Source organism: Streptomyces sp. NPDC012510 (assembly GCF_042955065.1).
Lineage (GTDB): Bacteria > Actinomycetota > Actinomycetes > Streptomycetales > Streptomycetaceae > Streptomyces.
On sequence record NZ_JBIBEN010000022.1, the window covers coordinates 77,399 to 100,265 of the forward strand.

Sequence of the window (22,867 nt, forward strand, 5' to 3'; positions counted from 1 at the left end):
TACCGGGGGTGGGTCCGGGGGCCCAAATCGGTTGTGTGGGTGGGGTCATCGGGGCCACCCCCGGTGGGCGGTGCCCAGCCAGTGGGCGATGGCTTCGCTGCGCGTTGAGGTGTGCAGTTTCGCGAAGATGTGGTTGATGTGGTTCTTGACGGTCTTCTCGCTGATGAAGCAGGTGGCGGCGATCTGGCGGTTGTTCATGCCGGACGCGATGAGGTCCATCACCTCCACCTCCCTTGAACTCAGGCCGAAGGACGGGCGGTTGGAATGGTTGGGGATGCGGCGGTGCAGCCGCGAGGCATGGGCGGGACGAGTCTTTGACGACTGTGCCACAACTGGTTGCATCTGCGAAGCGGGGGCGTGACTTTCGTGTGAAGGTTTGTAGGAAACGCCGAGTGAAGTTGAGACAGTCGCGGAGATGGTCGGGCGCCCCTCCCGCAAGGCCCGTACCGCCGCGACCAGTTCGGCGGCCGTGAACTCGCCGTGGACCAGGTAGCCGGTCGCGCCCCGGCGCAGGGCCTCGGCCACGACCTGGGGTTCCGTGCTGTACGTCAGCATCATCACGGGACAGAGCGCGGCCAGTTCCGGGAGTGCGGTGAGGCCGTCCGTGCCGGGCATGCGGACGTCGAGGAGGGCGACGTCCGGATGGTGCCGCCCGGCTTCGCGGACCGCTTCCTCGCCGTTCGTGGCCTGGGCGACCACGTCCATGTCGGGGTGTGTGCCCAGGAGTGCGGTGAGGCCGGCGCGGACCACCGGGTTGTCGTCCGCGACGAGGACGCGGAGGGGTGGGCCGGGGCGTGCCTGGGGCTGGTCAGGCATGTGCGGCCTCCTGTCGGGGGGATTCGGGGGTGGGTGGTTCGCCGCCCGCTCGTACCGGGAGCGGGCGGACGGGGAGCGGGAGGGTGAGCGCTACCTCCGTGCCGGTGCCGTCCGATCCCATGTGGAGGGACGCGCCGGTCCGGGCCGCGCGCTCCGCCATGCCCAGGAGACCGAAGTGGCCGGATTCCTGCGCCTCTTCGAGGGTGAGGGCGGGCGGGAGACCCACGCCGTCGTCCTTGATCGAAAGGTGGAGGGAGTTCCGGGTGATCTTCAGGGACACCTCCGCCGCCGTCGCCCGCGCGTGGCGGTGGATGTTCTCCAAGGCCTCCGACGTGATCGCCAGGAGGTGGCGGGTCGTCTCGGGCGGCAGCGGCGGGGATGCGGCCGTCCCGGTGTGGACGAGGCGGGTGGGGACGGCGGTGCGGGACTCGAAGTCCGCTGTGCGGGCGGTCAGTTCGGTCGTCAGGTCGGTGGGTGGGGTCGTCGTCAGGTCCGTGTGGCGGCGTAGGTCTGTGAGGAGGTCGCGGGATTCGGCTGCGGCGCGGCGGGCGGCGGCCGCGACGAGGGTGGCCTGTTGTTTCAGGTGGGTGGGGTCGGGGGCGGGGTGGTCCGCCGTGGTCGCCAGGGCGTCCGCTGCGAGGGCCAGGCCGTGGAGGGTCTTGGCCACCGAGTCGTGCAGTTCGCGGGCCAGGCGGGCGCGTTCCGACTCCACGGCCTCCGCGACGGCCAGGCGGGACGTGACTTCCGAGAGTGCCTGGGTGGCCGTACCGAAGCGGAACATCAGGTTGCGGAGGGTTACGCCGATGATGCCGGCGGCGACGCAGAAACCGGCGATGAGAAGGGTGCTGGCGCCCGCGCCGGGGCGGTGCTCCCAGGCGCGGTGGACGGTGAGGAGGACGGCCAGTTGCAGGCCGGTGAGCACTCCGGCGCCGCGCCAGCCGTAGAGGAGGCCGGAGAGGAGGGGGGTGCAGACCGTGGCGTAGGCGAGGGGGGACGACGGGGAGGCGGTGAGGAGGAGGACCGCGCCGAAGAGGAGGTCCAGGGCCATGAGGGTGGGGTGGGCGAGGAGGTGGGGGGCGAAGCGGGGCCAGTCCCTGAGCATGGCGTAGGAGACGGTGATGCCGAGGACGGCGGCGATCAGTACGGCGTGGGTCGGGGGGCCGTCCGTGGTGTTGGCCAGGGCGAAGGGGGTGCCGACGGTGAGGGTGGTGAGGCGGACGGCGAAGGTCTGGCGGGCCAGGGCCTGGAGGGCGTTGAGTTGGAGGCGGAGGGTGGCGGGGGGTGCGGCGTCGTCCTGGAGGTAGCCGGTGGTGGGTGGGGCCCCTTCGCCGGGGCCGGGCGGGGGTTGGGTGCGTGGGCCCTGGCCGGGGCCGGGCGGGGGTTGGGGGCGCTCACCGGCGCTTGCCGGGTGCCGCCTGCGCCCACCCGTGCCACCCCAGCGGCACGATTGCCCGCAGGGAGGTGGGAGTAGTCTCCGGGCGCTCATCAGCGGCCCAGGATGTCGCCGAAGTTGGTGCCCGAGCCGAGGAACATGCCCGTGGCGATGAGGATCATCGTCGCCGGGAGCATGAAGACCAGGGTCACCAGGGTGGCCTTGGGGATGGTGCGGGCGGCTCGGCGGCGGGCGTTCTGGGCGTCGGTGCGGCGCATGTCGGCGGCCAGTTGGATGAGGGTCTCGGCGATCGGGGAGCCCAGTTCCTCGCCCTGCTGGAGCGCCGAGACGAACTGGGCGACCTGCTCGGAGGAGTTGCGTTTGCGGAGTTCGTCGAAGGCCTGGCGGCGGCTGACGCCCATGTCCATCTGGCGCAGGGTGATGCGGAGTTCGTCGGCCCAGGGGCCTTCATACTTCTCGGCGACCCGGTCCAGGGCCTGGCGGAAGCCCAGGCCCGCCGAGACCACGACCGCGAGGACGTCGAGGAAGTCCGGCAGGGTGCGGTCGATGACGTCCTTGCGTTCGCGGATGGCCTGCCAGATCGCGGCGTCGGCGGCGAGGAGGCCGAAGGCGAAGGTGAAGGCGGCGAAGAGAGGACGGCCGCTGGTGAGGAAGACCAGGCCCATGAAGGCGCCGAAGAATCCGTAGACGGCTCGGCGGGCGGCGTAGCGGTTGAGGGTGAGGCCGCCGGGGTTGCCCGCCATGTCGATGCGGCGGCGCTTGGCCTCGACCCGGCGGGGCCCCATGAGGCGCAGGACGAGGGGCGCGAAGCGCATGCCGAGGCGGTCGACGGCCGAGCCGGTCTTCGAGACACGGGTGGCGCCCACCTCCAGGGCGAGGGCCAGGTCGCTGGGGAGCTTGGCGTCCGCGCGGATCATGCGGATGCCCAGGAGGACGCCCGCGACGGCGACGGCCGTCACGAGGGCGAGGAGGAAGGGGAGCGTCGAGGTCGTCATCTCAGGTCACGGGCCCCTTCTCATACTTCGATCTTGCCGAGGCGGCGGATGACGAAGAAGCCGACCGTGTAGAGGCCGATCGAGATCAGGACCAGGGCCTGTCCGAGGGGGGAACCGGTCACCCGGGCCAGGGCGCCGTCGTTCGAGGAGTTGATCAGGAGGAGGGAGCCGAGGCCGAGGAGAGGGACCGTGAAGGCGGTCGCGTTGACCTCGGAGAGCATCGTGCGGACCTCTCGGCGGGTCTCCTTTCTGTCCTCGAGGGTCTGGGTGAGGTTGCGCAGGGAGCTGACCACGGTGCCGCCCGCCTTGTTGGAGAGGACGAGAGTGGTGACGAGGACGATCAGTTCGCGGGAGGGGAGACGTTCGGCCAGTTCGCCCAGGGCGTCGTCCACCGAGCGGCCGAGCGCCAACTGGTCGGCCACACGCGCCAGTTCCTCGCCCGCCGGGGCCTCCAGTTCCTCCGCCGCCATCGCCAGGGCCGTACGGAGGGCGAGGCCGGCGGCGGTGGCGTTGGCGAGGAGGCGGGCCACGTCGGGGAGTTGGTTGATGAAGGCCTCGATACGTTTCTGACGCTGCCAGTTGAGGAAGATGGCGGCGGCCCAGACGCCCACGGCGCCGGCGATCGGACCGAAGAACGGGGCGAGCGTGGCGGCGGCGATCAGCCACAGGGCGACGACGAGCAGGGCGACGTACGTGGCGAACTCGCCCGCCGTGAGGTCGAGTCCGGTCGTGGTCAGGCGCAGGTGGATCGCGCGGCCGAGGCGGGTGCGGCGCAGACGGCGGTCGACGGCGGTGAAGCGTCGTACGCGGCCGGTCGCGGAGCGGAGCGGGCCGCCCTGACTGCCCGCGAGGCGGTCCACCAGGGCCTGGCGCTGGGCGCGGCCGGAGGCGTACGCGTGGGCGCCCGCGACGGCGAGCATGCCGCAGAGGACGGTGGCGCCGAGGGCCAGCAGAGTGGTGCCGTCCAGGTCCAGGGGTGCCTGGGCCAGCCGTGTCCGGGCCAGGGGTGCCTGGGGCAAGGGTGCCTGGGCCAGGGATACCAGGGCTGTCGCCATGTTCGGTCCTACCTCCTCGGGGTCTCGGGCTATCCGATGGCCTGGCGGGTGTTGCGTACGTCGACGGCCTCCGCCACGCCGAACGCCGGGGGCAGCGGCTCGTTGGCCACGTACAGCTTCTCCGCGACGGGGCGGGGTATCGGCAGGTGTTCGTAGCGGCCGTGGACGACACGGTCGGCGCCGAGGGGGTCCGGGGCGAAGCGGGAGACCGTGGCGATACGGAACTGTTCACGGCCGTGCGAGACGAGCAGGGCGATCTCGGTGACCTTGCGGGAGCCGTCGGCGAAGCGGGTGAGCTGGACGACCACGTCCACCGCCGAGTTGATCTGGTCCTTGAGGGCCTCGAAGGGGATGAGGACCTCGGACATCGAGCCGAGGGTCTGCAGCCTCATGAGGGCGTCCTCGGCGGAGTTGGCGTGCACCGTGGCGAGGGAGCCGTCGTGGCCCGTCGACATGGCCTGGAGCATGTCGAGGGTCTCGCCGCCGCGGACCTCACCGACGATGATGCGGTCGGGGCGCATACGGAGGGAGTTGCGCACCAGGTCGCGGATGGTGATCTGGCCCTTGCCCTCGATGTTGGGGGGCCTCGATTCGAGGCGGATGACGTGCTCCTGCTGAAGCTGGAGTTCGGCGGAGTCCTCGATGGTGATGATGCGTTCGCGGGGTGGGATCAGGCCGGAGAGGGCGTTGAGGAGGGTCGTCTTTCCGGTGCCTGTGCCGCCGCTGACGATCACGTTGAAGCGGGCGCGGACGAAGGCGGCCAGCAGCATCAGCATCTGCTCGTCGAGGGAGCCGAGGCCGATCAGTTCCGGGAGCGTGTACGCGCGGGGGAAGCGGCGGATCGTGAGGGTGGGGCCGGTGAGGGAGAGCGGGGGGATGATCACGTTGACGCGCTCGCCGGTGGGGAGGCGGGCGTCGACCATGGGGTTCGACTCATCGACGCGGCGGTTGACGGTGGAGACGATGCGTTCGATCGTCTGCATCAGCTGGTCGGTGGAGGCGAAGCGGAGGGGAAGCTGTTCCACGCGGCCGGCTCGCTCCACGAAGATCGAGTCGGGGCCGTTGACCATGATCTCCGTGACCGAGGCGTCGGCGAGGAGAGGTTCGAGGACGCCGAGGCCGAGGGCCTCGTCGACGACCCTGCGGATGAGCTGGGAGCGTTCGGAGGAGGAGAGGACCGGGCCCTCTCGGCTGATGATGTGGCCGAGTACACGTTCCAGGCGGGCGCGGCGGTCGGCCGCCGTCAGGGCCGACATCTCGGCCAGGTCGATCTCTTCGAGGAGCTTGGCGCGGTAGACGGCCACGAGGTGTCCGTCCTCGCGTCCGGTTCCCCCCTCGTCGGGGGCGGCGATACGGGATCGCAGGCTCATCTTTCTCGTCAACTCCTCTCGGGGGTGGGGGCGGTGATCCGGGCGGGCGTCAGTCGTCGGTGTCGTTGGGCATGGTGGCGGTGCGTTCCACGGTGACCGGGTCGAAGAGGGGGATCACCGAGGGGACGGTGACGGTGACAGTCGCTGTGGTGGTGTCGGTGCCGGGGCCCACGTCGGGGTCCGGGTTCAGCCATTCGCTCACCGCGGCTGCGCCTGCGGCGGCGCCGGCCCCGGGTTCGAGCGACTCGGCACGGGCGGCGGCACGTGCGGCCGAGCCGGCCTGGCTGATGCCGTAGCCGACGAGGCCGAGCTGGATCGCCGCCATGCCCACGAGGAGGAGGATGGGGAGGAAGCCGGCGAACTCCAGGATGGAGGAGCCCCGGTCGTTCCAGCGGTGGCGGGGTGGCTTTCCCGTCGGTGGTGGGTGGTTCGCCCGGGGGTGGTGGGTGGGTCTGGGGCGCGCCGGGGGGTGTCCGTCCTCGGAACGGCGCGGAATCGGTTCCCTGAGAAGTGCAAGGTGTTGACGCGCCAACCGCTGCGGGCGGACACCCCCCGACACGCCCCCTTCTCGCCGTACGCGGCCGACCCGACGTACGCGGCCGACCCGACGTACGGGGTGCGTGTCGCTGTCGTGCGTGTCGTGGGCTGTGTCGGGCCGCGGTGGGCTGGGCGGGCTCATTCCGTGTCCCCCTCCAGGGCCGCGCCCGCTTCCCCGTTGACGGTCCAGCCGGCGTCGAAGCCCGGGAAGAAGAGGGGGACGTTTGCCTGGACCTCGGCTTGCATGAGGGAGCCCGACGGGGCGCAGTCGATGGAGGTGTCGCTCCAGGCGCCCGGGAGGTGTTCGCTGCCGGCGGCCTCGCAGGCGGCGGCGATGTCACCGTCGACGGCGTACGCGGCGGTGGCCGCGCGGGCCGCCTCGTCGGCCGCGTTGCCGGCGAGGGTGTAGGTGTAGCCGTAGAGGGCGGCCTGCCAGAGGATGGCCATGGTGATCAGGATCAGGGGGAACGTCCCGGCGAACTCGAGGGTCACCGAGCCCCGGTCGCCGCCCTTGCGTCGGAGGACCAGGGCACCACGGTCGGCCCCGGACCTGCGGCGCCGCCCTCCTCCGTGCCCGTTCTCCGGCGCCGCGACCAGTTCCAGTTCCGCCGCCAGCGCCCACAGCGCCTGTTTGACGACCGAGCGGGCGTCGAGGTCCTGGAGCCGGCCCGCGTCGACGACGGACTGGAGCTCCTTGAAGGCGGCGGGGACGCTGGCGCGGGCCACCTTCGTGCCGGTGACCTTCTCGACCAGCGACGGCTGGATCTCCGTACCGCGTGAGTGGCGGTTGACGACCGTCAGCGTCTCCTCGGCCTTGCGGATCTGGAGACGGTCCCAGAGGCGGACCATGCGTTTGGCGGCGCGGACGGCGACGACGTCCGGGGTGACGAGCAACAGTGCCCGGTCGGCCATCTCCACGGCGGCGGCCGTCGCCGCGTTCATCTGCGAGCCGCAGTCGACGACCACCACGTCGTGGCGGGAGCGGAGGGCGGCCAGGATCTGGCGGGCGACGCGGTCCGTGACCTCCTCACCCCGTTCTCCCTCGGCGGGGGCGAGAAGGAGGGCGATGCCGGTGTCGTGGGTGTAGACCGCCTCCTGGAGGACGCGGGGGTTGATGTCCGCGATGGCGGCCAGGTCGGCGACCGAGCGGCGGAACTGTACGTCCAGGTACGACGCCACGTCCCCGTTCTGCAGGTCGAGGTCGAGCAGCGCCACCGTACGGCCGGACGCTCGGGCGGCGAGGGCGAGTTGGACGGCGGTGACTGTGGCGCCGACACCGCCCTTGGCCCCGCTGACCGTGACGACGGTGCCACCGGGGCCCGCGTACAGCTCCGGCGTGGCGCTGCCGAGGTGGCGGCGCATTCCGGCCGACCAGGCGGCGGCGGCCTGGACGCGTTCGGCGAGGGCGTCGTAGGAGAGGGGGAGGTTGACGATGCCGCGGGCGCCGGAGTCCATGGCGGCGGTCAGGACCCCGGTGCTCGTGTCGGAGGTGATGAGGACGACGCCGACCGCCGGGAAGCGCAGGACGAGGTCACGGACCAGGTCCAGCACCGGGACGGGGCCGATGCGTTCGTGGACCAGCACCACCTCGGGCAGTTCGTCCAGCGAGTCGGCGGCCAGCCGGGCGAGGGTGTCGAGCAGGGCGGTGGAGTCGGAGACGGGCGGTGCCGGTTCGGCGTCGGCCAGTTGGCTGAGCAGGGTGGTGAGAGCGCTGGCCGAGTCGACGTCCCCGACTGCGGGGAGGATTCGGATGGTCATCGGCGGATCCCCGTTCCGGTCGCGGACGTGGCGGGCGTCGTCACGGGTGTGGCGGGCGTCGTCACGGGCCTGGCGGGCGTCGCCGCCGCCGTGTCGGGTCCGGCCGTAGGCATCGCAGCCGGTCCCGCCGTCGGCGTCGGCGTCAGCCGCGACCTCGGCACGCGCGAGGCCGCGGAACCCCCGGGCTCACTCGCCGCCGCCCACGGCGCCCTTGTTCGCCGTACCCCCCACGGCACACCCGTTCGCCGTACCCCCTTCAGCATGCCCAGCCGGGACGCGTCCACCCGCAAGCGCGTTTGCTGGACCCCCGTTCGAGGCATCCCTCTGCGGACGTTCCGGACCGACCTCATCGCGCGGCCTCCTACTTGTCCTCGTCGAGGGTGTACGAACGGTCGTCCGGTACGACGACCGTGGTTTCCCCGCCCCCGACGAGGGCGAGACGGACGTGCTCGGCGAACGACTCGGCGTACGCGACGCGCTGGGCGTCGGCGGTGTCGAGTGCGAAGGTGATGGGGACGGCCTCGGTCGCCGTGCGCCGGCGTTCGCTGCTGGACTGGCCGGCTTCCAGGGGGGTGAGCTTGCCGACGTCAATGACGCGGGCATCGCTGACCATCAGCTTGGACGAGTCCTTGCCCGAGTCGCTGTCCTTCTCCTCGAACGTGGCGTAGATGTTGACCCGCGACCCTGGGTTGATCTTCCCCGCCACACCGGTGGACGCGTCGATCAGGATCGCGATCTCCTGCTGCCCGGCTTCCAGTTCGGGCCGGTCGACGATCATGTCGGACTGGAGCAGCGATCCCTTGCTGAGCTGGGTGACGGCGATCTTGCCCCGGATCTCCGACAGATCGGTGACCGCCGTGCCGGACAGCCACCGTTCCGGCATCGAGATCCTCTCGAACTGGCCCGCCGACAGCTCCTTGTAGGGTGCGATGTCGCTCTTCAGCCGGTACGCCGTCACCTCGGGCCCGACCTTCGCGTTCGCGTCACGGATCACGGAGAGCACTCCGGCGAAGGCGGCCAGGGCGCACAGGGCCGAGAGGACCAGCAGGACGACGCCGCGGCGCTGGCGCGAGTTCACTACATCTCACCTCGTGGGGAAGTGCCGGGCATGGAGCGGTCGTACCGAGGCCTTGCGGCCGGGCTGCCTCAAGGCCTCGCGGGTGGGCTGCCGCAAGGCCTCGCGGGTGGGCGGCCTCGCGGGCGGTGGACTGCTCGCGGGCTGTGAAGTCGTCGTACGGCTGTCATGTGGCCCCCGGTGGCAGCGCGCGGGCGGGGGCCGGCTCCGGTTCCCGTAGCGGTGCGTGGCAGAAGCCGCAGCGGTCGCCGATGAGTTCGAGGCCGCACCAGTGACAGGTCTCACGTCGTACGGACGACACGAGCTGGTAGAGGACGGAGACGTCGGAGAGGCCGGCGGCGAACTCGACGAGTTTCCCGGTCCCCCACCAGCGGACGGAGCCCTCCGGCAGCGGTACCGGCAGGGAGCCCTGTACCTGCCAGGCGGGCGCGAGCGTCGAGGTGACCCAGTCGGAGGGCGGCTGCGGCCCCTGCGCGATGTGCAGCCGGGTGCCGAACTCGGGTCCGGCGAGGGGCTCCTGGTCGGCCACGTTGAGGCGTACGAGCTGGGGGCGGGGGTTGGCCAGTACGGCGAACTGGGCGCCCGGCACCCACGACTTGGCGTGCGACTTCAGCGTGACGGGGACCCGGTCGAGCTTGGCGACGGAGCCGAGGAGGGCGCCGGCGTAGATGTAGTGCGCGAGCAGGCGCACGGAGGAGGCGAGCACGCCGGGGCTGAAGTCACACACGGACAGCTGCCGTAACTGCTGTGCGAGCAGGGCGAGTCCCAGGGGCGGCAGGTCGACCGCGAGCAGGGCGAGGCGGTCGCTCTCCAGCATGGAGCGGACGGTGTGCAGCCGCCGGGTGACGACGGACGCGTCCGAGGGCGAGTGGAGGGCGATGACGTAGCCGTGCTGCTCGATGAGCGCGTGCATGCCGAGCAGGGAGCTTTCGAGCGTCTCCTGCGGCTGGACGACTGCGGGCGGGGTCTGGCGGTCGTGCGGTGGGAGCACCAGGTCGGAACTGGTGACGGCTATCGCGGTCGGCACGCTGCACACCACCCCGTTCACTGCGGCGGGGTGGTCGACCGCCGCCTCAGATGGCCCCTGTGAGGTCGACGTCTTTCTCGACGCCCCTCCTGCATCGTCTTGCATCAGCACCATATCCACGGCATGCCCCGATCAACACCGAATCTTCTTGATCGACTCACGGAAGGTGCGGGCCGTATCCACACAGAGTGAGACGCATATGCCTCAACTCGGCATGCGCGCAGGCGCGTTGGGGACACCCGGTCGGGTGAACGGCCTCGTGCGGGAGCGTTGACGGCGCAGGGCCCACGGCGGCGGGGAGGCTCGGTCGGGATGCCGCCTACCGGAAGGGAATGTTGAGCCAGGGGCTACCGGGCTCGGACATCAGGATCCGGTGGGCGTCGGCCATGTCGGTGTACCAGTCGCCGAACTCCTCCTCGTCGAAGTGGAGGCAGCGCCCGAGGATGTAGCCGGCAGAGAAGTCCTGCCAGGAGCGGTACGACAGGGAGGCTTTCCGTCCCGCCTCGACGACGGCGGCCTCCGCTTCCCGTACCGTCCCGAACCTGGCGCCGAGCCCCCATCGGGCCATCTTCGAGGCGCGTCCCAGGTCCCAGGCCTCGACGGAGGTGACGTACCGGTTCTCGGCGAGGATCCCGTCGGCACGCATGCGGGCCTCGTACCGGGTGATCCGCCCGATGAGGCGCTGCACACCCTCGATCCGCGCCGTGGTCTCCGATTCGGGGCGCGGATCGGTCTTGGTCACGCCGTCGGCGCCGAGCACGGTCGATCCGGCGGCGTTGGCGCGCAGCACCTGCGCGGCGAGGTGCCGCCAGTACTCCACGTCGACATGGCCGCCGAAGTCACGTGCGAGGGCGCGGCGCAGTCCGAGCGCGAACTCCCAGACCGAGCTGGAGGCTTCGCAGTCCAGCAGGGCGCGAAGGTGCTGCTGCCACTGTTCGCGTCGGCTGATCCCCCACCATTCCCTCAGTCGCTTACGTTCCTGGTCGTAGCCCGTCCCGTGCCAGGCCATGGCGTTCCAGAGGGAACCGTTGTTGACGCAGAGCAGGGCTCCGCAGGCGAGCCCCCGGGCGACGGGGCCGTGGAGAGGACCACCGACGTGGAGCGCGCGCAGGCGCTTGCGGTAGACGAACGGCGCACCCACTCGTTCGGCCACCCTGGACCACTCCGTCGACCCCGGAGGCCCGCACGGCAGATCGAGTTCGCAGGGGCTGCCCGGGTTGATCACCACGCTGGACGGGGATCTCTCGCTCCGGTAGTGCGCGATCCAACTCAGGGACGCATGTGCGTACACCTGGTCCGGCCGTGGCTCGGGCAGCATCCCGTCCGTGAAGAGCTCCCACCGCCAGGCGGAGGTGCGCGGGTCGCGGAAGAGGATACGGCCGAACCGTTCGGGGTCCGCGTCGACATCCTCTCGGGACACCTCGTAGTAGAGCCGGACCCGAGCGAGCACGTCGTAGTACGCGAGCCAGTCGCCTCGCATCTTGGCCTCGAACAGGGCCCGTTCGATGTCGGTCGGTGGTGTCCAGGCAGACGGTGCGGGAGGCCCGAACCCTGCGGGCGGCGGCCCGAACGACATGCTTCATCCTCTTCTTCACGGTCGTGCCCGCCCCGGTTCCGTCACCCGTCGACCGGTCCGGCGACACACTTTGCGGCAAAGGCCGTGGCGTTGCAGCACGCCATACGCCGATGCGATGATCGCACGCATGTCTGATCACGGGGGAGGTATCGGAGCGGCGGACGGCATACGCCGATCCAGGATCTTCGACTACGTGGAATCGGCCGAGCCGGCCAAGCAGAACGGCCCCGTTTCCGCCCGCCCGCCGGCCCCGCCCGAAGAGCGGACCCCATCCCCGACGGGCGGCGACACCCTACCCCCGGCGGCAGATGACGCCGCCCGCACCCACCGCCGACGCGAAGCCGCCGCCCTGCTCGGCGAGTTCCGGCGTACGGCGGTCCTGGTGCCCCTGTCGGACGACGGCGACCCGCTCACCGGGGAGTACGGCGGTATCCGCTGGATCTACGCCTTCTCGGACGAGCCCGCCCTGGCACGGTTCGCCATCGCAAGGGGCGAAGGCGCGCGGGAGTGGACGTACGACCGTGTCCTGGGCGCCCGGCTGCTGGACGTGGCGATCCCGGCGATGCCGGTGCCGTACGGGGTGGCGCTGGACGTCGGCAGCGAGGGTCAGGGCGCGCTGTTCCCGCCGGTCAAGGGGATCGTGCCGGACGCGGCGGCCGTGGACGCGGCCGTGGACGTGCACGTGAGCGACCCGGGCGAGATGAAGATGACCGACACGAACGGGGAGTTGACTCGGTGAACGACGGCGGAGGCGGCGGAGGTGAGGGCAAGGACCTTCAGGTGGAAGGCCTGGCCCTGATCACCGAGGGCATCGACCTGGCCATGTCCGAGCTCCGCGAACTCGGCATGCTCGGCGAGGCGAGCGTGGGCCGCGGGTTCTCCGATCTGGCCCTGTCCGGCCTGGAGTTGGGGCACGGCGGTCTGACGTCGGCGCTCGACTCGTTCTGCGAGCGGTGGGAGTGGGGGATCCGCGCGCTGATCCTGGAGGGCAGTGCCTTCGCGGACGCCGTGGGCCTGGCGGCGGGGACGTTCCACGAGACCGAGCAGTACATCGACGGCACCTTCAAGATCGCAGCGAACTCCGTCATGGGCAACCCGCACCTCAGCGAGGACCAGGTCACCCAGATGAGCTGGGGCGAGATCGGCGACAACCACATGTTCGCCACCTCCGACTGGAGCGGGGAGTCGTGGGACCGGGCGCAGCAGAACGTCGACCAGGCATGGAACGACACGCAGCGCGACGTGCTGACCTCCCCCGTCCTCCAGAACGGGCCGGCCGACCCGCAGGAGTCGATGGGCATGACCGACCAGCAGTACGAGGCATGGCTCGACCAGCAGTACGGCCCCTCGCGCGAGGAGCGTGAGCAGGCGGCGCAGGCCCAGGCCGAAGAGGAGCAGGGCGGGGGCGCCCGCTGATGGGCGGCTGGATCCCGGACGGCGTGGGCGACAAGCTCGCGGGCGCCGCCAACACGGTCGTCGGCAAGGCCGAAGAGGTATACGAGGACGGCAAGAGAGTCGTCGGCGAAGGCATCGACGCGGGCACCGACTTCGCCGGTGAACGCCTGGAGGAGATGGGCCTCAAGGGCGTCGCGGACAAGGTGGAGGACTGGGGCGACGGTGCGGCGTCCGCGCTCGGTGCCACCCCAGGCGAGCAGCAACTCGGTGAGACCGAGCAGGCCAACGAACTCGTCCACGGGAACCCGGCCCGCATCCGGGAGAGCGCCCAGCACCTCAAGGACTTCCACACCGCCTTCGACAAGGTCGGCGACGGCATGCGCAAGCTGGACTCCTCCCGGTGGAAGGGGCAGGCCGCCGACACCTTCCGCGAGAAGTTCGCCATGCACCCGAAGAAGTGGATGCGCGCGGCGGACGCCTGCGACAAGGCGGCCAAGGCGCTCGACTCGTACGCGGACACGGTGAAGTGGGCGCAGGGCCAGGCCCAGGACGCCATCGACGCCTACAAGTCCGGGGTGAAGGCCTCGGAGGCGGCGGTGAAGGCGTACAACTCCAAGGTCGACACCTACAACGCCAAGGTGAAGGCCGGTGACGATCCCGGGCCCAGGCCCGCCGAGTTCAGCGACCCCGGCAAGGCGGACATCGCCCGCGCCCACGAACTCCTCAAGGAGGCCCGCCGCCAGCGCAACGAGGCCGCCCGCACGGCCACGACCTCCGTCAAGGCGGCCCTGGAGCACGCCCCCGCCGAACTGCCGCCCGCCCTGAAACTCGCCGCCAACATCACCGACTACGGAGCGGGGAAGAGCACCGAGCTCCTCCATGTCGCCGGCGGCGTCGTCAAGGGCGGCGCGGGCATCATCACCTTCGGCCGCAGCATGAACGCCCTTGATCCGTACAACGTCCGCCACCCCGCCGAGTACTACCAGAACGTCAACATGACCCTCTCCGGGCTCGTGTCGACCGCGGCCCATCCGGACCGCGCCCTCAAGGACACCTGGCAGTCCGTCAAGAAGGACCCGTCCGAGTTCACCGGCCGCGTCATCCTCGACCTCCTCGGGACCAAGGGGGCGGGGGCAGCGCGCGGGGTGGCTACGGGCGGGATCAAGGGCGCGGTCAAACACGGCGTCGAAGAGGCGGCCGACGCGGGAGCCCAACGAGGGGCGAGGGAGACCGTCGAAAAGGCGCCCCAGGAGCACGACAACCCCAACAAGAAGGTCGCGGAGGACCCGACCGACCCGGTCGACCTCACCACGGGCAAGATGTACCTGCCGCAGACGGACGTGGTGCTTCCGGGTGCTCTCCCTCTCGTCTTCCGGCGGCGGGTGGAGTCCGGCTACCACTGCGGCCGCTGGTTCGGTCCGTCGTGGTCCTCGACGGTCGACCAGCGCCTGGAGATCGACTCCGAGGGCGTCGTCTTCGTCACCGAGGACGGCCTGCTCCTCGCCTACCCCCACCCGGCACCGGGCGTCCCGACCCTCCCCAGCCACGGCCCTCGCTGGCCCCTGGAGCGCGAGGACGGTGGCTACACCGTCACCGACCCGCAGAACCACCGTGTCTGGCACTTCACCGACCGCGGGGACGACCTGGCCGTCATCGAACAGATCGACGACCGCAACGGCAACTGGCTCACCTTCGAGTACGACGCCGAGGGCACCCCGCTCGGCATCGTCTCCAGCGCCGGATACGACGTACGCGTCACCACGGAGGCAGGACGGATCACGGCCCTCCGCCTGGCCGCCACCGACCAGGAACTGAAGCGCTACCGCTACACGGACGGCAATCTGACCGAGGTCGTCAACTCCTCCGGCCTCCCGCTCCAGTTCACCTATGACGAGGCCGGCCGGGTCACCTCCTGGACGGACACGAACGACCGCGGCTACACGTACGAGTACGACGACCGGGACCGTTGCGTCGCCGAGGGCGGCACGCACGGCCACATGAGCCTGCGCTTCACCTATGGCGAACGGGACGCGGCAACAGGTCACCGCGTCACCACCACGACGACCGGCGAAGGTCACACCCGCCGCTTCGTGATCAACGACGCCTGCCAGGTCGTCACCGAGATCGACCCTCTCGGCGCCGCCACCCACTTCGAACGGGACCGCTACCACCGCCTCCTCTCCCGTACCGACCCCCTTGGCCACACGACGACGTTCCGCTACGACGACGCGGGCAACCCAACCCTCGTCACCCGCCCGGACGGCCGCGAGGCAAGGGCCGAGTACAACGGACTCGGCCTGCCAGTGCGGGTGGTGAACCCGGACGGCACGGTGGTCCGCCAGACGTACGACGAACGCGGCAACCGCACCTCGGTGACCGGCCCGAGGGGCCACACCACCCGTTTCACGTACGACGAATTGGGCCACCTGACCGCCGTGACGGGCCCCCTCGGCCACACAACCACGGTCCGTTGCGACCGCGCCGGTCTGCCTTTGGAGATCACGAATCCCCTGGGCGCGGTCAATCGCTACGAGCGTGACCCCTTCGGCAGGCTCATCGCCATTACAGACCCCACGGGTGCGGTGACCCGGCTGGAGTGGACGATCGAGGGTCACCTGGCCCGCCGCACAGCTCCTGACGGCACCACGGAGTCATGGTCGTACGACGGCGAGGGCAACTGCATCACCCACACCGACCCGATGGGTGGCGTCACCCGCTTCGAGTACACCCATTTCGACCTGCTGACGGCCCGCACGGGACCGGACGGCGTACGTCACGAGTTCGAGCACGACAAGGAACTACGCCTGACACGGGTGACCAACCCGCAGGGCCTGACGTGGAGCTACGAGTACGACGCCGCAGGTTCCCTGATCGCCGAGACGGACTTCGACGACCGCACCCTCACGTACGAGCACGACGCGTCGGGCCGCCTGACGTCCCGCACGAACGCGCTCGGGCAGGTGGTGTCGTTCGAGCGCAATGCCCTTGGCCAGGTACTCCGCAAAGACGCGGCGGGCGCAATCACGACGTACGCGTACGACATGACGGACCAACTCGCTCAGGCGACCGGCCCGGACGGTACGACGCTGACGATCCTGCGTGACCGCTTCGGTCTGGTGCGCTCGGAGACGGTCGACGGGCGCCGGCTGTCGTACGCGTATGACGATCTGGGCCGCCGCGTCGGCCGCACGACCCCGTCCGGCGCGACGACGACCTGGACGTACGACGCGGCAGGCCGCCGCACCGGGATGGTCGCCGGGGGCCGCGCCATCGACTTCGCCTACGACGAGGCCGGCCGTGAGCTGACCCGCCGCATCGGCGAGACGGTCACCCTGGAGCACACCTTCGACTCCGTGGGCCGCCTCACCAACCAGGCGGTGACCGGCACATCCGGCCGCTCGATCCAACACCGCGCTTACACGTACCGCGCCGACGGCAACCTGACCGCCATCGACGACCAACTCTCCGGCCCCCGCCACTTCGACTTGGACGCAACGGGCCGTGTGACAGCGGTACACGCGGCGAACTGGACGGAGACGTACGCCTACGACGAGGCGGGCAACCAGACCTCGGCCTCCTGGCCATCGGCCCACCCGGGCCAGGAGGCGACAGGCGAACGCTCGTACGAGGGCACTCGCATCACCCGCGCGGGACACGTCCGCTACGAACACGACGAGCTGGGCCGCATCACCCTCCGCCAGAAGACCCGCTTGTCCCGCAAGCCGGATACGTGGCGCTACGAGTGGGACGCCGAGGACCGCCTGACGTCGGTGACGACACCGGACGGCACGCGCTGGCTGTATGCGTACGACCCACTGGGGCGCCGAGTCGCGAAGCTCCGCCTGGGAGACGACAGCGAAACAGTCGTCGAGCGGGTCGGCTTCACTTGGGACGGCACAACCCTCTGCGAACAGACGACCGCATCCCCGGCCTGCCCAAACCTTGTCACCTTGACCTGGGACCACCAGGGCCTGCAGCCCATCTCCCAGACAGAACGCATCGCCACGGCCGAGGCTCCCCAAGAGGTGATCGACTCCCGCTTCTTCGCGATCGTGACCGACCTGATAGGCACACCCAGCGAACTCGTTGACCAGCAGGGCAAGATCGCATGGCGAACGCGGAGCACGTTGTGGGGAACAACCGCTTGGGCGGCGAACAGCACCGCCTATACACCATTGCGCTTCCCTGGCCAGTATTACGACCCGGAAACGGGGCTGCACTACAACTCCTTCCGGCACTACGACCCCGAAACCGCCCGCTACCTCACCAAAGATCCCCTTGGTCTGGCGCCAGCCCCGAACTCAACTGCCTACGTGCATAATCCGCACACCTGGGCTGACCCGCTTGGTCTCGCACCCTGCCGGTCGGCCGGACCGGGCGCCGACTACATGGAAGACAGCGGCATTCCTGCCGGGGCGCCTGTTACACATGGTCCGACGGGTACGTTGATCGGGGATGACGGCGCAAGCGCCCGGAACTTCCAGAACGTACTGAATGCCGGTGAGCACGACGTGGTCGCCCACGGTTCTCGAGATGGGTTCCTGGAGTTCCCGGACGGTAATGTGAATGGCGGGCAACTCGTAGATGCCGTGACAAACAACCCGCACTACAACGGGGGCCCACTTCGGCTAATGGTCTGTCACTCCGGGGCGGACAGTTCGGGAATCGCTCAGCAGATAGCCGACGAATTGGGCGTAACTGTACGAGCACCTACCGATAAGGTGGGCACGAATCCCGTACTGGGACCAGGACAGGTTCCCCAGATCGCAAACGACGGCTATTGGAGAATCTTCCTACCCATCATCGGAGGAAATTGATGCGATTTATCGGATTCTATCGCCAACTAGAAGACCGTACAGTAAGCACATACACGGAGGAAATCCCGCTCCCCGACTCGGGCGCGCTGTCCTACCCGCTTCACGACCTGACCCAGTACCTGCTCTCCGGACACCCCGTCCTCGATGTGACCGAGCTTACGGCGGATGTGATCGGTGACGCCTTTCGCGTACCCGGGGGATCGTCAGTGCTGACTGACGGCTCGTTCGTCTGGCGGCTGGACCTGGCTTCCTACGTGCGGCATTACTCCATCGCCCTGCCTGAGGACTTTCTTTCCTTCGCCGAAGCGCACGGGTACCAGGTTCCATCCGTGGAGCGGGAGCTACTGCTCGATATTTCATTGCAGGTCGGCCGCACTCTGGGCTTTCGTTCTGATCCGGGAGCCGGACCTCAGTCCGGCCGCAGCCAGTGAAGGTGCGAGACGAAAGTATTGGAGGGAATGGCCGAAGACCCCTTCTGCGCCGAGGGATCGGCTTGCTTCCGCCTCGGCACCGACCCCTCCGGCAACGCCTACACAGCCATAGCCGGTGCCGAGGACACCTACCTCACCGACTCCCGGGAAGCGCTGCGCACGCTCATTCTCGACATCAAAGCCGGGAAGGTGGACCACCTGCTCTGAGAGGCCGCACGGTCGGCGCTAGCCCATCGGGCGGTAGTAGCTCAGCACCTGGGCCAGGTGGCCGAACCACTGGCAGAGGCGTTCCCTCGGCTTGGCCTCGACTGTGCACTCGAAGAAGCTGCCGTCGACGTGGATCACGGCGACCATGAGGGACTTGCCGTTGGCGCTCGCCTTGTAGTGGACGCTGCGGACCTCCGGCCAGGGGAAGTCGACGGCGACGCCGTGGTCCTCGAAGGCGACGCCGTTGTCGTCGATGACGACGGAGTTGTGGCGGTCGACGGCCAGGAACTCGGGGCCCTGGGCCCCGGGAGCAACGCCCGCCTGCGGCTGAGGGGCGTACGGCTGCGGAGCCGGGTGCCCGTACGGCTGCGGCGGTTGCGCGTGAGGCTGCGGTGGTTGTGCGTAGGGCTGCGGTGGTTGTGCGTAGGGCTGTGCCGGGGGCGCGTACGGCTGTGGTGGGGGGCCGGGGGGTGCGTACGGCGGAGGCGGAGGGCCGAAGCCCTGGTGGCCGCCCGGCGGCGTCCACGGCTGCGGCTGCGGTGGTGGCGGCGGCTGGTGGCCCTGCTGCTCAGGCTGGTCCATGGTGTGCGTTCCCCTGCCCCGTTGGTGTGACTCGTACCGCACCGTATCTCTCCCCCTCCGATGAAACATTCCCCGGGGGTCACCGCATCAGTGAGGTGAGAGGCGAAGAATCCGAGAAGCCCACACGACCACGTACGCGAGCTCACCCAGGGGGAGCCACAGATGAGACAAGTCCGCGCGGACGGATACCAGGAGTTCGCGGCGGCGCGCGCGGGGCACCTCTACCGGTCCGCGTGTCTGCTCACCGGCGGGGACACCCACCTCGCCGAGGACCTCGTGCAGGAGACGCTCGGGCGGTTGTATGTGAAGTGGGGGCGGGTGCGGCGGGCGGACAACCCGGCCGGGTACGCGCAGACCGTGCTGACCAGGACCTTCCTCACCCACCAGCGACGCCGCAGCAGCAGGGAGCGGGTTACCGATGTCATCCCGGACGTGCCCGCCGCGCCCGGCTCCGACTCCTCCCTGCGGCTCACGCTCGTCGAGGCGCTGGCCCAACTGTCCGCCAAGGACCGGGCCGTGGTCGTCCTGCGCTACTGGGAGGACCGGTCCATCGAGGAGACCGCCGCGGCGATGAACGCCAGTTCGTCGGCGGTGCGGACGAGGTGTGTCCGCGCCCTCGGTCGACTGCGCGTGCTCCTCGGGGACGGCATCGGTGAATACGTCACCCCCTGAGCACCCGCCACTCCGCAGCAACGGCCGACGCCCACAGCCACTCCCACAGCCACTCCCACAGTCACTCCCACGGTCACGCGCACAGTCACTCCCACACCCACTCGCAGATACGGTGGTTCGTCATGCCCTTTGACCAGCACGAAGACCCCGCAGACCCCTTCGAGGGGCGGCTCGGAGACGCCCTGCGCCGAGCAGGCGGGGCCTACGAGACCGACGCCCACGCCATGGTCAGCGGCGGAGCCGTCCGTGGTCGGCGGCGGCTGTTCCGGCGGCGGGCGGCCATGGCCGGCGGGGTGGCCGGGGTCGCGCTCGTCGGAGTGGGCGGGGCGGTGCTGCTGCCCATGGGCGCCGGCACCGACGACAAGCGGTCTGTGGCGGCGGCGCCGTCCGCCGAGCCGAAGCCCAGGGAGGATGACGGCAAGGTGTCCGGCGCGGACCTCGTCCGTACGCTCAAGGATCTGCTGCCGAAGGGCAAGTTCAGCGGGGAGGCGGCGCGCGGCACGGGCGCGGAGCTGGGGCCGTACGCGCAAGTCGTGTACGACGACGGCAAGGGCGGGGCGGCCGTGCAGGTCGGGCTCGGGCGGGTCGAGGCGGACGGTGAGCACGCCCGGCAGTTGACCGAGTGCCCGGACAAGGCGTTCGTCTCGTTCGACTCCTGCGCGGAGAGCACCCTGCCGGACGGGTCGCGGCTGATGCTCTTCCAGGGGTACGAGTACCCGGACCGCCGGGTCGACACCAAGCACTGGTACGCGCAACTGGTCACTCCGGACGGCTACGACGTCAGCGTCATGGAGTGGAACGCCGAGGCGCAGAAGGACGCGCCGATCACCCGGCACGAACCTCCCCTGACCACGGCCCAGTTGAAGGAGATCGTCACGGCCCCGGCCTGGCGCACGGCCATCGACGCCGTTCCGGAGAAGAAGGAGAGCTCCTCCGCCGGGGCTCCCGGATCCGAGCCCGGGGCCGGCGAGTCACCCGGCTCGGCCTCCGTCGACGCTCCGATGGTCGACGGCGACGCCATCCAGAAGACGCTCACCGGCCTCCTTCCCGAGGGTGTGGACGTCGTCGACAAGGGCGGTCAGGAGACGGACTTCGCGTATGTCGTCCTCGACGACGGCGAGGGGCGGAGCCTGGTGCAGATGAACGTGCAGCCGGGGATGGCGGACCTCGCGGACTCGCTGTTCGGCTCCGGCGCCGAGACCCTGCCGGATGGTACGAAGGTCGCCTCGCGGCAGGAGCCCGGCGAGAAGGGCGGCGAGGGGGTCGTCAAGTGGACCGTGGACACGCTTCGCCCGGACGGGCTGCGGGTCGTGATCAGCGCCTTCAACTCCGGCGCCCAGCACACGGCGGCTACCCGTGACACCCCGGCGCTCACCATGGCGCAGCTCAAGGAGATCGCGACCAGCGAGAGGTGGAATGAGCTCGGCTAGCCGCCCCTGCGCCCCCGGGCTCAGAAGAAGTTCCCCCACGGCTGGTCCCAGATCTGCTTCACGGCCAGGACCAGGAAGAGCAGGCCCGCGATCGCCAGCATTCCGTTGCTGACCCATCCGTTGCGCCATTCGCGGGGTGTGCGGGAGGAGTTGAGGAGCCAGAGGAGGGTGGCGGCGAGGAAGGGGAGGAAGGCCGCGCCGAGGACGCCGTAGATGATGATCAGGCGGAACGGCTGGCCCTGGAAGAGCAGGACGATGGGCGGGAAGGTCAGCCAGAGCAGGTAGGCGCGGAACGGCCAGGACTTCTCGTGGCGGCCGGAGGCGACCTCCCGGCCGGAGGCCGTCTCCCCGCCCGTCGCCTCGCCCCTCTTTCGGAACCGCTCCACGAAGTCCGCGAACATCAGGCTGACGCCGTGCCAGACGCCGATGAGGGAGGTGTAGGAGGTGGCGAAGAAGCCGATCAGGAAGAACTTGGCGGTGGCCGTGCCGTATTCGTCGGCCAGGATGTCGCCGAGCTGGATCAGGCCCTTGTCGCCGCTGGCGATGGCGATGTTCGCGGAGTGGAGCAGTTCGGCGCCGACGAAGAGCATCGAGATCACGAAGATGCCGGTCGTGATGTAGGCGACCCGGTTGTCGAGGCGCATGACCTTCATCCAGCCGGTGTTCGTCCATCCCTTTGCGTTGACCCAGTAGCCGTACGCGGCCAGCGTGATCGTGCCGCCGACGCCGCCGATCAGGCCGAGGGTGTTGAGGATCGAGTCCTTCTCGTCGGGGAGGACGGGGAGGAGGCCGGCGAAGGCGTCGGCGAGGTTGGGGGTGACGCGGATCGCCAGGTAGACCGTCACCACGAACATGACGCCCACCAGGACCGTCATGACCTTCTCGAAGACCTCGTACTTGTTGAACCAGACGAAGACCAGACCGCTCAGACCGCACAGCACGGCCCACCACTTGAGGTCCATGACGTCCGGGAACAGCGCCTGGAGGGGCAGGGCGCTTGAGGACATCGCGGCGGCGCCGTAGACGAAGCCCCAGATCACTACGTAGACGACGAAGAACCAGGTCGTCCAGCGGCCGAGGCTCGCCCAGCCGTCGAAGAGGGTGCGGCCGGTGGACAGGTGCCAGCGGCCGGCCGCCTCGGCGAGGGAGATCTTGACGAGGCAGCCGATGACGGCCGCCCACAACAGGGTGTAGCCGAAGTTGCTGCCCGCGATGAGGGTCGCGACCAGGTCGCCGGCACCGACGCCGGTCGCGGCGACGACGATGCCCGGACCGATGTACTTCCAGCTTGACTTGCGCGGTGCCGAAGTCCCGGCCCCGGTAGCCGTGTTGTCCGTGGTGTCAGCCATGCGGATCAAGAAAGCGCATAGCGGGGGCGGGCACAAGAGGGCGTGCGGTGAAGGAAGCGGGTGGTGATCTTGCCGCTTTCGGGGGTGTCTCGGCGCGGTGCCGACGCCGCCGGTCGGGAAACGGGGTGCCCCCGGCGGCTTGACCGGCAGGGTGCCCCCGGCGGCTTGACCGGCCGCCAGGACCCGGGCGGTCAGGCCCCGGCAACCGAAAGCCGCCGGAACCCGAGCCGAGGCGACCCCGGCGGCATGACCAACCGCCAGAACCCAGGCGATCACGCCCCGACAAACCGAAAGCCACCGGAACCCAGGCGGTGACGCCCCGGTGAACCGACCGCCGCCGGAGCAGCCGAAGCCTCAGGAGCGGCCGAAGCGTCCGAACAGT

General features: G+C 70.0%; 19 protein-coding genes. 7 read left to right on the forward strand and 12 right to left on the reverse strand.

Going from position 1 to position 22,867, the window contains the following annotated elements; translation table 11 throughout:
- Positions 1-45: 45 nt before the first annotated feature.
- The 10 genes from ACFY9I_RS32885 to ACFY9I_RS32930 all read right to left on the reverse strand — a co-directional run bounded on the left by ACFY9I_RS32885 (position 46) and on the right by ACFY9I_RS32930 (position 11,602).
- Positions 46-816 carry a response regulator gene (locus tag ACFY9I_RS32885; protein ID WP_391008213.1) on the reverse strand — a complete coding sequence of 257 codons (771 nt, stop codon included), beginning with the start codon at positions 814-816 and terminating at the stop codon, positions 46-48.
- Positions 809-2,302 (reverse strand): histidine kinase, encoded by a 1,494-nt coding sequence (locus ACFY9I_RS32890; RefSeq protein WP_391008214.1) that lies wholly within the window; start codon positions 2,300-2,302, stop codon positions 809-811. Before ACFY9I_RS32890 ends, ACFY9I_RS32885 begins: the two co-directional genes overlap by 8 nt.
- Positions 2,302-3,204 (reverse strand): DUF5936 domain-containing protein, encoded by a 903-nt coding sequence (locus ACFY9I_RS32895; RefSeq protein WP_391008216.1) that lies wholly within the window; start codon positions 3,202-3,204, stop codon positions 2,302-2,304. The genes ACFY9I_RS32890 and ACFY9I_RS32895 overlap by 1 nt, the downstream gene beginning before the upstream one ends.
- Positions 3,205-3,224: 20 nt before the next feature.
- Entirely contained in the window at positions 3,225-4,124 is a 900-nt protein-coding gene (locus ACFY9I_RS32900) for a type II secretion system F family protein (protein ID WP_391008343.1), read from the reverse strand.
- Positions 4,125-4,288: 164 nt separating this feature from the next.
- Positions 4,289-5,629, reverse strand: coding sequence for an ATPase, T2SS/T4P/T4SS family (locus ACFY9I_RS32905; RefSeq protein ID WP_391008218.1), 1,341 nt, complete (start codon positions 5,627-5,629; stop codon positions 4,289-4,291).
- A 49-nt stretch (positions 5,630-5,678) separates the two neighbouring features.
- Positions 5,679-5,954, reverse strand: a complete 276-nt coding sequence (locus ACFY9I_RS32910) for a hypothetical protein (RefSeq protein ID WP_391008345.1) — start codon at positions 5,952-5,954, stop codon at positions 5,679-5,681.
- Between the two features lie 350 nt (positions 5,955-6,304).
- Positions 6,305-7,924 (reverse strand): AAA family ATPase, encoded by a 1,620-nt coding sequence (locus tag ACFY9I_RS32915; protein WP_391008220.1) that lies wholly within the window; start codon positions 7,922-7,924, stop codon positions 6,305-6,307.
- A gap of 361 nt (positions 7,925-8,285) precedes the next feature.
- The gene (gene cpaB, locus ACFY9I_RS32920; protein ID WP_391008221.1) at positions 8,286-9,002 is read right to left on the reverse strand and encodes a Flp pilus assembly protein CpaB; all 717 of its coding nucleotides are present in this window, start codon (positions 9,000-9,002) and stop codon (positions 8,286-8,288) included.
- 163 nt (positions 9,003-9,165) lie between these two features.
- On the reverse strand, positions 9,166-10,026 hold the full coding sequence (locus ACFY9I_RS32925) for a hypothetical protein (protein ID WP_391008223.1): 861 nt from the start codon (positions 10,024-10,026) through the stop codon (positions 9,166-9,168).
- Between the two features lie 319 nt (positions 10,027-10,345).
- Entirely contained in the window at positions 10,346-11,602 is a 1,257-nt protein-coding gene (locus ACFY9I_RS32930) for a DUF1266 domain-containing protein (protein ID WP_391008224.1), read from the reverse strand.
- Between the two features lie 127 nt (positions 11,603-11,729).
- Between ACFY9I_RS32930 and ACFY9I_RS32935 the strand changes: the two genes are divergently transcribed.
- From ACFY9I_RS32935 to ACFY9I_RS32955, 5 genes are read left to right on the forward strand one after another with little or no spacing between them, the layout of a single operon-like run.
- Positions 11,730-12,341: a hypothetical protein gene (locus ACFY9I_RS32935; protein WP_391008226.1), complete on the forward strand. Its 612-nt coding sequence runs from the start codon at positions 11,730-11,732 to the stop codon at positions 12,339-12,341.
- Entirely contained in the window at positions 12,338-13,018 is a 681-nt protein-coding gene (locus tag ACFY9I_RS32940) for a hypothetical protein (protein ID WP_391008227.1), read from the forward strand. Before ACFY9I_RS32935 ends, ACFY9I_RS32940 begins: the two co-directional genes overlap by 4 nt.
- Positions 13,018-17,814 (forward strand): putative T7SS-secreted protein, encoded by a 4,797-nt coding sequence (locus ACFY9I_RS32945; RefSeq protein WP_391008229.1) that lies wholly within the window; start codon positions 13,018-13,020, stop codon positions 17,812-17,814. Before ACFY9I_RS32940 ends, ACFY9I_RS32945 begins: the two co-directional genes overlap by 1 nt.
- The gene (locus tag ACFY9I_RS32950; RefSeq protein WP_391008231.1) at positions 17,814-18,245 is read left to right on the forward strand and encodes a hypothetical protein; all 432 of its coding nucleotides are present in this window, start codon (positions 17,814-17,816) and stop codon (positions 18,243-18,245) included. The genes ACFY9I_RS32945 and ACFY9I_RS32950 overlap by 1 nt, the downstream gene beginning before the upstream one ends.
- A gap of 27 nt (positions 18,246-18,272) precedes the next feature.
- Complete coding sequence (locus ACFY9I_RS32955; RefSeq protein WP_391008233.1) at positions 18,273-18,452, forward strand: hypothetical protein; 180 nt, start codon at positions 18,273-18,275, stop codon at positions 18,450-18,452.
- A gap of 18 nt (positions 18,453-18,470) precedes the next feature.
- Here ACFY9I_RS32955 and ACFY9I_RS32960 read toward each other — a convergent pair whose 3' ends face one another.
- Positions 18,471-19,034 carry a hypothetical protein gene (locus ACFY9I_RS32960; protein WP_391008235.1) on the reverse strand — a complete coding sequence of 188 codons (564 nt, stop codon included), beginning with the start codon at positions 19,032-19,034 and terminating at the stop codon, positions 18,471-18,473.
- Between the two features lie 162 nt (positions 19,035-19,196).
- On the opposite strand from ACFY9I_RS32960, the gene ACFY9I_RS32965 reads away from it, so the two are divergent.
- Together ACFY9I_RS32965 and ACFY9I_RS32970 are read left to right on the forward strand one after the other, a co-directional pair.
- Positions 19,197-19,706, forward strand: coding sequence for a SigE family RNA polymerase sigma factor (locus ACFY9I_RS32965; RefSeq protein WP_391008237.1), 510 nt, complete (start codon positions 19,197-19,199; stop codon positions 19,704-19,706).
- A 122-nt stretch (positions 19,707-19,828) separates the two neighbouring features.
- On the forward strand, positions 19,829-21,136 hold the full coding sequence (locus tag ACFY9I_RS32970; protein WP_391008239.1) for a hypothetical protein: 1,308 nt from the start codon (positions 19,829-19,831) through the stop codon (positions 21,134-21,136).
- 20 nt (positions 21,137-21,156) lie between these two features.
- On the opposite strand, the gene ACFY9I_RS32975 is transcribed toward ACFY9I_RS32970, so the two are convergent.
- Positions 21,157-22,485 carry an Nramp family divalent metal transporter gene (locus tag ACFY9I_RS32975; RefSeq protein WP_391008241.1) on the reverse strand — a complete coding sequence of 443 codons (1,329 nt, stop codon included), beginning with the start codon at positions 22,483-22,485 and terminating at the stop codon, positions 21,157-21,159.
- Between the last annotated feature and the right edge of the window lie 382 nt (positions 22,486-22,867).